General features: G+C 68.2%; 9 protein-coding genes. 2 read left to right on the forward strand and 7 right to left on the reverse strand.

The window, feature by feature from the left end; translation table 11 throughout:
• Positions 1 to 248, forward strand: a 248-nt coding sequence (locus AC07ZS_RS06770; RefSeq protein WP_494797820.1) for a hypothetical protein, incomplete at its 5' end; no start/stop codon positions are given.
• A gap of 69 nt (positions 249 to 317) precedes the next feature.
• Here AC07ZS_RS06770 and AC07ZS_RS06775 read toward each other — a convergent pair.
• From AC07ZS_RS06775 to dapC, 7 genes are all read right to left on the reverse strand, one after another.
• Positions 318 to 566 carry a GlsB/YeaQ/YmgE family stress response membrane protein gene (locus AC07ZS_RS06775; RefSeq protein ID WP_494797821.1) on the reverse strand — a complete coding sequence of 83 codons (249 nt, stop codon included), beginning with the start codon at positions 564 to 566 and terminating at the stop codon, positions 318 to 320.
• Positions 567 to 673: 107 nt separating this feature from the next.
• A complete protein-coding gene (locus AC07ZS_RS06780; protein ID WP_494797822.1) occupies positions 674 to 2,656 on the reverse strand; it encodes an ABC-F family ATP-binding cassette domain-containing protein in 1,983 nt (660 codons plus the stop codon).
• Positions 2,653 to 3,558 carry a 50S ribosomal protein L3 N(5)-glutamine methyltransferase gene (prmB, locus tag AC07ZS_RS06785; RefSeq protein ID WP_494797823.1) on the reverse strand — a complete coding sequence of 302 codons (906 nt, stop codon included), beginning with the start codon at positions 3,556 to 3,558 and terminating at the stop codon, positions 2,653 to 2,655. The genes AC07ZS_RS06780 and prmB overlap by 4 nt, the downstream gene beginning before the upstream one ends.
• Positions 3,559 to 3,565: 7 nt before the next feature.
• Positions 3,566 to 4,738, reverse strand: coding sequence for a succinyl-diaminopimelate desuccinylase (gene dapE / locus AC07ZS_RS06790; RefSeq protein WP_494797824.1), 1,173 nt, complete (start codon positions 4,736 to 4,738; stop codon positions 3,566 to 3,568).
• Between the two features lie 4 nt (positions 4,739 to 4,742).
• Complete coding sequence (locus AC07ZS_RS06795) at positions 4,743 to 5,903, reverse strand: PilT/PilU family type 4a pilus ATPase (RefSeq protein WP_494797825.1); 1,161 nt, start codon at positions 5,901 to 5,903, stop codon at positions 4,743 to 4,745.
• 46 nt (positions 5,904 to 5,949) lie between these two features.
• On the reverse strand, positions 5,950 to 6,774 hold the full coding sequence (dapD, locus tag AC07ZS_RS06800; RefSeq protein WP_494797826.1) for a 2,3,4,5-tetrahydropyridine-2,6-dicarboxylate N-succinyltransferase: 825 nt from the start codon (positions 6,772 to 6,774) through the stop codon (positions 5,950 to 5,952).
• Between the two features lie 51 nt (positions 6,775 to 6,825).
• On the reverse strand, positions 6,826 to 8,049 hold the full coding sequence (gene dapC, locus AC07ZS_RS06805) for a succinyldiaminopimelate transaminase (protein ID WP_494797827.1): 1,224 nt from the start codon (positions 8,047 to 8,049) through the stop codon (positions 6,826 to 6,828).
• A gap of 150 nt (positions 8,050 to 8,199) precedes the next feature.
• Between dapC and smc the strand changes: the two genes are divergently transcribed.
• Positions 8,200 to 11,718, forward strand: coding sequence for a chromosome segregation protein SMC (gene smc / locus AC07ZS_RS06810; protein WP_494797828.1), 3,519 nt, complete (start codon positions 8,200 to 8,202; stop codon positions 11,716 to 11,718).
• Positions 11,719 to 11,730: the final 12 nt, after the last annotated feature.

Here is an 11,730-nt window from a genome sequence, read left to right on the forward strand (position 1 = left end):
GGGCCTTGCAGGCCGGCGCAGGTGCCTGCGATCAGTGCCAGGTGTCGCAGGCAGCGAAGGAAGACAGGGAGGGGGAAGGAACGGGAAGCGAGGGCGGGAGCGGCTTGAAGGATGGGCACAGGACGCTGGGGCATGTGGCGAATGGCTGCGAACCATATCGCAGGCCATGCGCGCCACTGTCACAGGAGAATGAAGTGCCAAATTTCGGGATTCAGACGCCCGTTTTCGTGGCCCAAGCGCACGATTGACGCGCCGGCGGCGCAGCCACCAGCGACGGGAAATGAATCAACGGCCGGCCGGGAGCGGGCCGGCGCCGCTCACTTTTTCTTGATGAAGCCGTAGATCACCAGCAGCAGGATGGCGCCGATGACGGAGGCGATGAAGCCCACGGGCTCGCCCTGCTGATAGAAACCGAGCGCCGCGCCCAGGTAGCCGGCGACGAAGGCGCCCGCCACGCCGAGGACGGCGGTCATGATCCAACCCATGCCGTCGTCGCCAGGCTTGAGCGCCCGGGCAATGAAGCCGGCGATGAGACCAATGAAGAGCGTGCCGAGAATGGACATCATGTGAAGGGGCCTTTCCGGGTGGTTCGAGAGCGCCGCCCAGGGCAGGCGGCGTCCACAGGATACTCCAGCCGCTGCGGCGGAGGGTTGGCCCCGCTGTCCCGTCGGGCTCAGGCGCCCTCGATCGCTTCGTGCAGCTCCAGCCAGCGGGCTTCCAGCGCGTCGTTCTCGTCGTTCACGGCCTTGAGGCGGCGCCCCGACTCCGCGATGTCGGCGGGGCTGGCGGGTTGGCTCATGGCCGCTTCCAGGCGCGTCTTCTCTTGCGCGAGTTGCGCCATGCGCTTCTCGGTCTGTTCGAGTTCTTTCTTCAGCGGCCGGGTCTTTTCGGCCAGCTGCTGGCGGCGCTGGGCGTCCTGCCGCTTCTGGTCCGGCGCGCGAGCCGGTTCCGGCGCCTTGGGCGCCGCCGCCGCGGGGGGCGGTGCGGCCTGCTGGCCGCGCTGCTCCTGGCGTTGTGCCTCGCGCGATTGCTTGGCCACGTCGAGCAGGTAGCGCTGGTAGTCATCGAGGTCGCCGTCGAAGGGCTCGATGCCGCCGCGCGAGACCAGCCAGAACTCGTCGCACACGGCGCGCAGCAGGGCGCGGTCGTGGCTGACCAGCATGACGGTGCCCTCGAACTCGTTGAGCGCCACGGACAGCGCTTCGCGCGTGGCCAGGTCCAGGTGGTTGGTGGGTTCGTCGAGCAGCAGCAGGTTGGGGCGCTGCCAGACGATCATGCACAGCACGAGGCGGGCTTTCTCGCCGCCGCTCATGCTGCCCACGCTCTGCTTGACCTGATCTCCGGTGAAGTTGAAGCTGCCCAGGAAGCTGCGCAGGTCCTGCTCGCGTGTGGGTTGGCCGCTCAGCCGTCCCTGTGCGGTGCAGTCGCGCACCAGCCGGATCATGTGTTCCAGCGGCGTGTCGGCCGGGCGCAGCACGTCGAGTTCCTGCTGGGCGAAGTAACCGATGTTGAGGCCCTTGCCCTCGGTGATCTGCCCGGCCAGCGCCTGGAGGTCCCGGGCGATGGTCTTGACCACGGTGGACTTGCCCTGGCCGTTGGCGCCCAGGATGCCGATGCGCTGGCCGGCCAGCACCGAGCGGCTGATGCCGCGCACGATGGCCACCGGCTCGCCGCCCGGTTCGCGCGGTGGGTAGCCGAAGGTGACGCCTTCCATGGCCAGCATGGGGTTGGGCAGGTTTTGCGGTTCGCTGAACTCGAAGTTGAAGTCGGCCTCGGCGAGCACCGGCCCGATCTTCTCCATGCGCTCCAGCGCCTTGACGCGGCTCTGCGCCTGCTTGGCCTTGCTGGCTTTGGCCTTGAAGCGGTCGATGAACTTCTGCAGGTGGGCCATCTTCTCCTGCTGGCGCGCGTACGAGGTCGCCTGCAGGGCCATCTGTTCGGCGCGCATGTCCTCGAAGCGGCTGTAGTTGCCGCCGTAGCGGTTGAGCAGCGCGCGCTCGATGTGCACGGTGACGTTGGTGATGGCGTCGAGGAATTCGCGGTCGTGGCTGATCACGAGCAGGGTGCCGTCATAGCGCTTGAGCCAGGCTTCGAGCCAGACCAGGGCGTCGAGGTCCAAGTGGTTGGTGGGTTCGTCGAGCAGCAGCAATTCGCTGGGACACATCAGGGCGCGCGCGAGCTGCAGGCGCATGCGCCAGCCGCCGGAGAAGCTGTCGACCGGGCGCTCCAGCTCGTCGATGCGGAAACCCAGACCGAGGATCAGGGCCTGCGCACGCGCCGGCGCATCGTGGGCGCCGGCATCGTGCAGCGCCATGTAGGCGTGGGCCATGCGCTCGCCGTCGCCGCTGTCTTCGGCGGCGGTCACTTCCTCCTGGGCTTTCAGCAGCGTGGAGTCGCCTTCGATGACGAATTGCGTGGCCGACATGTCGGTCTCGGGCATGTCCTGCGCGACCTGCGCCATGCGCCATTGCTGAGGCACGTTGAAATCACCCTTGTCTTCGTGCAGGGTGCCGTCGAGCAGGCGGAACAGGCTGGATTTGCCGGCGCCGTTGCGCCCCACCAGACCGACTTTTTCTCCGGGGTTGATGGTGCAGGAGGCGCCATCGAGCAAGACCTTCGCCCCACGGCGAAGGACAACATTCTTCAAGGTGATCATGAGCGGGGCGCCTGCGGATCGGGCAGTGCCGAAAGGGATTCAAGGGTGAGCAGCAGCACCTGGTCGTCGCCAGCGCTGGTTTCGAGCCAGATGGCTTCGAGTTCGGGAAAGGCCGCTTCAAAGTGCTCGCGTTCGTTGCCGATCTCGAGCACCAGCACGCCGCCTGGCTTGAGGCAGCGGGTCGCGTCGCGCAGCAGGACGCGCACGAAGTCCATGCCGTCCTGGCCGCCGGCCGTGTTGCCGTCCAGCGCGAGGCCGGGCTCGGCCAGGTACTCGGGCGGCAGCGCGGCCATGCTGCGCGCGCTCACGTAGGGTGGGTTGCAGAGGATGAGGTCCCAGGGACCGGGGCAGGCCGCGAGCCCGTCGGACTCGACCAGCCGGACGCGGTTCTGCAGGCTGTGCCGATCGACGTTGATGCGCGCCACGGCGAGCGCGTCGGGCGAGATGTCGGCACCGGTCACCTGCACTTCGGGGTAGGCCATGGCGGCGAGCACGGCCAGGCTGCCGTTGCCGGTGCACAGGTCGAGCACGTCGCGGGTGCGGTCGTCCAGCCAGGGGTCGATGGAGCCTTCGGCCAGCAGCTCGGCGATGAAGCTGCGCGGCACGATGGCGCGGCGGTCCACGTAGAACGGCACGCCTTGCAACCACGCCTCGCCGGTGAGGTAGGCCGCCGGTTCGCGCGTGTCGATGCGGCGCTGGACCAGGTCGAGCACGGCGGTTTGCTCGGCGGTGCCGATGGGGTGGTTGGCCAGCGCGTCCAGATCGCTGTCCAGCGGCAGGCCCAGTTGCCAGAGCACCAGCCAGGCGGCTTCGTCCTGGGCGTTGGTCGTGCCGTGGCCGTAGGCCAGCTGCGCGGCCTCCAGGCGTTGACCGGCTTGGGTGAGGAGTTCGTTCAGGTTCACGGTGGGCTCAAGCGGGCGCACGGGCGTGGGCGTCGAGGTGCTCCAGCGTGCGGCGGTAGATGTTCTTGAGCGGTTCGATGTCGGCCACGGCCACGTGCTCGTCGATCTTGTGGATGGTGGCGTTGGGCGGGCCCAGTTCGATCACCTGCGGGCAGACCTGGGCGATGAAACGGCCGTCGCTGGTGCCGCCGGTGGTGGACAGCGTGGTGTCGATGCCGACCTCGGCGTGGACGGCCGCGCGCACCGCATCGACGAGGGTGCCGGGCTGCGTCAGGAAGGGGCGGCCCCCCAGCGTCCAGTCGAGGTCGAAGTCGGCACCGGGCTGCAGGCCGTGGCGCTGCAGCAGTTCGGCCACGCGTTGCTGCAGGCCTTCGGGTGTGGACTCGGTGGAGAAACGGAAATTGAAATCGATCACGACCGTGCCCGGGATCACATTGCTCGCACCGGTGCCGCCGTGGATGTTGCTGATCTGCCAGCTGGTGGGCGGGAAGAACGCATTGCCTTCGTCCCACACCGTGGCCGTGAGTTCGGCCAGCGCCGGGGCGGCGAGGTGGATCGGATTCTTCGCCAGGTGCGGGTAGGCGATGTGGCCCTGAATGCCCTTGACGGTGAGCTTGCCGCTCATGGTGCCGCGCCGCCCGTTCTTGATCATGTCGCCGGTGCGTTCGACCGAGGTCGGTTCACCGACGATGCACCAGTCCAGCCGCTCGCCGCGCTGCCGAAGGGCATCGCAGACGACGACGGTGCCGTCCAGGGCCGGGCCTTCTTCGTCGCTGGTGAGCAGGAAGGCCACGTCGATCGCCGGTGCCGGGTTCGCGGCGACGAACTCCTCGCAGGCCACCACCATGGCCGCCAGCGAGGTCTTCATGTCGGCCGTGCCCCGGCCGAACAGCTTGCCGTCGCGGTGGCTGGGTACGAAGGGGTCGCTGGTCCAGGCGGTGAGCGGGCCGGTGGGCACCACATCGGTGTGGCCGGCGAACACCAGGGTGGGGCGTCGGCCCTGGCCGAGGCGGGCCCAGAGGTTGGTCACGCGAAAGTCGGCCGGGCCGCTCTCGATGGTTTCGCAGGCAAAGCCCAGTCGCGCCAGCCGCGCGCCGATCATCGCCTGGCAACCTTCGTCGCGGGGGGTGACGGAGGGGCAGGCGATCAGGGCTTCGGTCAGGCGCAGGGTGTCGGTCATCGGATCAGAATTTGACGTCGAGCGTGAACTCGGTGAAGGTGGCGTTGTCGCCCGCGTCTTCTTCGGAGGCCTGCGCCGCTTCGCTTGCCTTGGTGGCGTTGAAGTCGTTCTGCAGGCGCCAGAGCAGGTTGTTGGGCGAGTCGGCGTGGGCCAGGCCCTCGTTGCGGGCGACCAGGCCGTCGTTGATCAGGCGGGCCAGGTCCTGCTCGAAGCTCTGCGAGCCTTCGGCGAGCGACTTCTCCATGGCGTCGCGCACCCCCGAAAAGTCCGCCTTCTGGATCAGGTCGGCGATCAGCGAGGTGTTGAGCATGACCTCCATCGCCGGCACGCGCCCGCCGGTGTGGGTGCGCAGCAGGCGTTGCGAGACGATGGCGCGCAGCGCGGCCGCCAGGTCGCCCAGCATCGTGGGGCGCACCTCGACCGGGTAGAAGCTCAGGATGCGGTTGAGGGCCTGGTAGCTGTTGTTGGCGTGCAGCGTGGCCAGGCACAGGTGGCCCGACTGCGCGTAGGAGATGGCGGCCGACATGGTCTCGCGGTCTCGGATCTCGCCGATCAGGATCACATCCGGCGCCTGCCGCAACGCGTTCTTCAGGGCGACTTGCAGCGAGGCGGTGTCGGGCCCGATCTCGCGCTGGTTCACCACCGACTTTCGGTTGCGGTAGACGTACTCGATCGGATCTTCGATCGTCAGGATGTGGCCCGTCGCTTGCTCGTTGCGGTGGTCGATCATGGCCGCGAGCGTGGTGCTCTTGCCCGCGCCGGTGGCGCCGACCATGAGCATGAGCCCGCGTTTTTCCATGATCAGATCGGCCAGCACCGGTGCCACGTTGAGCGAGTCCAGCGCCGGGATCTCGCTCGACACGTAGCGGATCACGACCGCGATGTGGCCGCGCTGGCGGAAGGCGCTGACACGGAAGTTGCCCAGGTTGTCCAGCGGCACCGCCATGTTGAGTTCGCCGGTTTCCTGCAGCTCTTCCATGCGGGTGGGCGGCACGATCTCGGCCAGCAGGTTTCGCGGCGCATCCGGCGGCAGGACCTGGCTGTTGACGGGGATGGTCTGCCCGTTGATCTTGATCATGGCCGGCGCGTGCGCCGTCAGGTACACATCCGAGGCCTTCTTGTCGGCCATCAGGCGCAGGATGCGCTCCATCGTTCCGCTGCTCATGCCGTCTCCCTGTGGTTTGATCCGGGCCGCCGCTGCTACCTCGATCTCAATCGCGCAGCAGGTCGTTCAGGCTGGTCTTGGAGCGGGTCTGCGCGTCCACGCGCTTGACGATGATGGCCGCGTACAGGCTGTACTTACCGCCGTCCTTGGGCAGGCTGCCGCTGATCACGACCGAGCCGGCAGGCACGCGACCGTAGCTCACTTCGCCGGTGGCGCGGTCGTAGATCGGGGTGCTCTGGCCGATGTACACGCCCATGGAGATGACGGAGTTTTCCTCGATCACCACGCCCTCGACGACCTCCGAACGGGCGCCGATGAAGCAGTTGTCTTCGATGATGGTCGGGCCGGCCTGCAGCGGTTCCAGCACGCCGCCGATGCCCACGCCGCCCGAGAGGTGCACGTTCTTGCCGATCTGCGCGCAGGAGCCGACCGTGGCCCAGGTGTCGACCATGGTGTTCTCATCGACATAGGCGCCGATGTTCACGTAGCTGGGCATCAGGATCGCGCCCTTGGCGATGTAGCTGCCGCGGCGCGCCACGGCCGGCGGCACCACGCGCACGCCGGTGGCCTTCATCTCGGCTTCGCTCAGGTGGGCGAACTTGGTCTTGACCTTGTCGAAGAAGCCGAGGTCGCCCGAGCGCATGACTTCGTTGTCCTTCAGGCGGAACGACAGCAGCACGGCCTTCTTGATCCACTGGTGCACCGTCCACTGACCCACGCCTTCGCGCGTGGCCACGCGCAGGTGGCCGTTGTTGAGCTCGGCAATCACGTGCTCCACGGCGTCCACCACTTCCTTGGGGGCGGAGGCGGGGGAGAGTTCGGCGCGGTTGTCCCAGGCGTTGTCGATCAGGGTTTGCAGTTGTTGGGTCATGGGTCTCAGAAGAGCAAGGGTGAAAAAAAAGAGAAAGCGGGACGGTTCGCGTCAGGCGCGGCGCGACAGGAAGGCCTGGATGCGCCCGGCGGCTTCCAGGCATTCGGCGGGTTCGGCCACCAGGGCCATGCGAACGCGGCCGGTGCCCGGATTCACGCCGCCCACCTCGCGGGCCAGGTAGCTGCCGGGCAGCACCGTCACATTGTATTGAGCCAGCAGCTCGCGGGCGAACGCCTCGTCGGCACTGAGGCCGGCCGCGGCATCGGCAAAGGACGCGGGCACGGCCGCCCACAGGTAGAACGAGGCATCGGGCAGGGCCACGTCGAGCACCTCGGCCAGCAGCGGCGTGACCTGGGCGAACTTCTCGCGGTACTGGCGCCGGTTGTCCACCACATGGTCTTCGTCGCCCCAGGCTGCCACGCTGGCCGCCTGCACCACCGGGCTCATGGCGCCGCCGTGGTAGGTGCGGTAGAGCAGGAACGGCTTGATCAGCGAGGCGTCGCCTGCCACGAAGCCGCTGCGCAGGCCAGGCACGTTGCTGCGCTTGGACAGGCTGGTGAACATCATCAGGCGGCGGAAGTCGCTGCGGCCCAGGCGTTGCGCGGCTTCGAGGCCGCCCAGCGGCGCATCGTCGCGGAAGTAGATCTCGCTGTAGCACTCGTCGGAAGCGATCACGAAGCCGTGGCGGTCGCTCAGCTCGAACAGGCGCTGCCATTCGTCCAGCGGCATCACGGCACCGGCGGGGTTGCCCGGCGAGCACACGAACAGCAGCTGCGTGCGCGCCCACACGGCCTCCGGCACGCTGTCCCAGGCGGCAGCGAAGTTGCGCGCCGGGTCGCTGGCCACGTAGTAAGGCTCGGCGCCGCCCAGCAGGGCCGCGCCTTCGTAGATCTGGTAGAACGGGTTGGGCATGACCACCGTGGCGCCCGGACGGGTCGGGTCGATCACGGTCTGGGCGAAGGCAAACAGCGCCTCGCGCGAGCCGTTGACCGGCAACAGCTGGCTGGTCGGGTCCAGGGTCACGCCATAGCGGCGCTGCACCCAGGCGGCGCAGGCTTCGCGCAGTGCCGGGGTGCCCGCGGTGGCGGGGTAGCTGCTCAGCCCGGTGTCCAGCGAGGCCGCCAGGGCCTGTTTCAGGAAGTCGGGCGCGGCGTGCTTGGGCTCGCCGATGCCCAGGCTGATGGGGCGCAGTGCGGGGTTGGGGGTGACGTCGGCAAAGAGCTTGCGCAGCCGCTCGAAGGGGTAGGGCTGCAGGCGCGAAAGCAAGGGGTTCATGGCCGCCGATTATCGGGCTTGGCGCAAAGGGTGCCCCGTACCGTACCCCGGGGCGCACGCACGGTATCATCAGCGACCCCTCCGTCGCCGCCGCGACGGGGGAAATGCCTTTGAAATCAAATACTTGGCTATGCCAGGGGGCCTCCCAGCGTGCGTCTCAACTCGATCAAGCTCTCCGGCTTCAAGTCTTTCGCCGAACCCACCAACTTCATGCTGCCCGGCCAGCTCGTGGGGGTGGTCGGGCCCAACGGTTGCGGCAAGTCCAACATCATGGACGCGGTGCGCTGGGTGCTGGGCGAGTCCAAGGCCTCCGAATTGCGTGGCGAGTCCATGCAGGACGTGATCTTCAACGGCACGACCACGCGCAAGCAGGCCAGCCGCTCCAGCGTGGAGCTGGTGTTCGACAACAGCGACCACCGCGCCGGCGGCCAATGGGGGCAGTTCGGCGAGATCGCGGTCAAGCGCGTGCTCACGCGCGACGGCACCAGCAGCTACTACATCAACAACCAGCCGGTGCGCCGCCGCGACGTCCAGGACGTGTTCCTGGGCACCGGCCTGGGCCCGCGCGCCTACGCCATCATCGGCCAGGGCACCATCAGCCGGATCATCGAGAGCAAGCCCGAAGAGCTGCGCCTGTTCCTGGAAGAGGCCGCGGGCGTCTCCAAGTACAAGGAGCGCCGCCGCGAGACCGCCAACCGCCTGGCCGACACGCGCGAAAACCTCACGCGGGTGGAAGACATCCTGCGCGAACTCAACGCCAACCTCGACAAGCTGGAGAAGCAGGCCGAGGTCGCCGCGCGCTACAACCACCTGCAGTCCAGCGCCACGCTCAAGCAGCAGCAGCTGTGGTTTCTCAAGCGCGCCGAGGCCGAGTCCGACCAGGTCAAGGTGAAGACCGATGCGGCCCAGGCGGTCAACGACCTCGAATCGCGCACCGCCGACCTGCGCCGCGTCGAATCCGAACTCGAGACCATCCGCCAGGCCCACTACGCGGCCGGCGATCAGGTGAACCAGGCCCAGGGCAAGCTCTACGAAGCCAGTGCCGAAGTCGGCAAGCTCGAAGCCGAGATCCGCTTCGTGGTCGAAGGCCGCCAGCGCGTCGAGCAGCGCCTGGCGCAGCTCAAGGAGCAACTGGGCACCTGGGCCACGCGCAGCCAGGACGCGGCGGTGGAGCTGGAACAGCTGGCCGAATCCATGGTGCAGGCAGAAGACCAGTCGGTCGTGCTGGCCGCGCAGGGCGAAGAGCAGTCGGGCGCCTTGCCCGCGCTGGAAGACAGCTTGCGCCAGGCCCAGGCGCGGGCCAACGAACAGCGTGCCAGCGTCACGCAGGTGCAGCAGCAGATCCAGGTGCTGGCCGCCGAACAGCGCAACGTCGAGGAACAGAGCCGGGCGCTCAACCAGCGCCGTGAGCGCCTCGTGGCCGACCGCAACGCCCTGGCCGCGCCGGACGAAGCGCGCCTGCTCAGCGCCCAGACCCAGCTGGCCAGCGCGCAGGAAACCGCCGAACTCAACGACGCCGTGCTGCACGAGTTGCAGGACAGCGTGCCCCAGCTCGACGAAGCCCGTCGCGCCGCGCAGCAGGCGGTGAACCAGGAGTCCGCGAAACAGGCCGACCTGTCGGCCCGCATGGAGGCGCTCAAGGCGCTGCAGGACAAGGTCAAGACCGACGGCAAGTTGAAGCCCTGGCTGGCCAAGCACGGCCTGGAGAGCCTGCAGGGCCTGTGGAGCCGCATCCACATCGAAACCGGCTGGGAAAACGCCCTGGAAGCCGCGCTGCGCGAGCGCCTGAGCGCGCTGGAGGTGTCGCGCCTGGACATGGTGCGGGCCTTCGGCAACGACGCGCCGCCCGCCAAGCTGGCCTTCTACAGCCCGCCGCCCGGCGCGGCGGCCGCCAGCAGCGCCACCGGCCTCAAACCCCTGGTGCAATGGCTGCGCCTGAACGACGCCGGCCAGCAGGCGCTGTTGGCCGAGTGGCTGCACGGCTGCCTGACGGCTTCCAGCCTGGAAGAGGCGCTCGCCCAGCGCGCGCAACTGCAGCCCGGCGAGGTGATCTTCGTTGCCAGCGGCCACGCCGTCACCGCGCACAGCGTGAGCTTCTACGCGCCCGACAGCGAGCAGGCCGGCCTGCTGGCGCGCGCGCAGGAAATCGAGAACATCGACAAGCAGCTCAAGGCCCAGGTGCTGATCGCCGAACAGGCCCGCTCCGCCCTGATCCGCGCCGAGGCGGCCTACACCGACGCCTCGCAGCGCCTGGTGAGCGCGCGCCGCGACGCCGCCGAGTCGCGCAGCCGCGCCCACGAGCTGCAGGTGGAAGCCCTGCGCCTGACGCAACTGGCCGAGCAGACCCGCGCGCGCAGCGAACAGATCGGCGCCGACCTCGCCGAAGTGGATGCCCAGCTCGAAGAGCTGCAGGAACGCCGCGTGACGGCCGAGGCCCGCTTCGAGGAACTGGACATGCAGCTGGCCGACAGCCAGGAGCGCCACGCGCAGTTCGACGACAAGGTCATCGAAGCCGAGCGCGCGCTGAACCAGGCGCGCGAACAGCAGCGCTCGCTGGAGCGCACCGCGCAGGAAGCGGTGTTCGCGCTGCGCAGCCTGCAGGCGCGCCAGAGCGAGCTGCAGCGCTCGATGGAAACCGCCGCCAGCCAGGAAAAATCGCTGGCCGACGAGCAGCAGCGCGCCAGCGAGGAACTCGGGCGGCTCAACGACGCCGCGGCCCAGGCCGGTCTGCAGAACGCGTTGGCCATGAAAATGGAGCGCGAGCAGGCCCTGGGTGCGCTGCGCAGCCAGTACGACGAACTCACCGCCAAGCTGCGCGCCAGCGACGAGCGCCGCCTGCAACTGGAGCGCGAACTCGAACCGTTGCGCAACCGCATCACCGATTTCCAGCTCAAGGAGCAGGCCGCCCGCCTGGGTGTGGAGCAATACAGCCAGCTGCTGGAAGAGGCCCAGGCCGATCTGGCGGCGGTGGCGCAAAGCGTCACCGAAGGCAATGTCCGCCTGAGCGGCCTGCAGAGCGAGATCGACCGCCTGCACCGCGAGATCCAGTCACTGGGCGCGGTCAACCTCGCCGCGCTCGACGAACTCACCGCCGCGCGCGAGCGCAAGACCTTCCTCGATGCGCAGACGGCCGACCTGGTCGAGGCCATGAACACGCTGGAAGACGCGATCAAGAAGATCGACAACGAAACCCGCGAACTGCTGGGCAGCACCTTCGACACCGTCAACGGCCACTTCGGCCGCATGTTCCCCGAGCTGTTCGGGGGCGGCAACGCCAAGCTGATGATGACCGGCGAGGAAATCCTCGATGCCGGCGTGCAGGTGATGGCGCAGCCGCCCGGCAAGAAGAACCAGACCATCCACCTGCTCTCGGGCGGTGAGAAGGCGCTGACCGCCATCGCGCTGGTGTTTGCCATCTTCCAGCTCAACCCGGCGCCGTTCTGTCTGCTGGACGAGGTGGACGCGCCGCTGGACGACGCGAACACCGAACGCTATGCGAAACTGGTGACCGCGATGTCCAAGGAAACCCAGTTCCTCTTCATCAGCCACAACAAGATCGCCATGGAAATGGCGGAGCAGCTGATCGGCGTGACGATGCAGGAGCAGGGCGTCTCCCGCATCGTGGCGGTGGACATGGAATCGGCCGCCGGCATGCTCGAACCCACCTGATCACACTCCTCA

It is taken from the genome of Hydrogenophaga sp. GW456-12-10-14-TSB4, assembly GCF_059424305.1.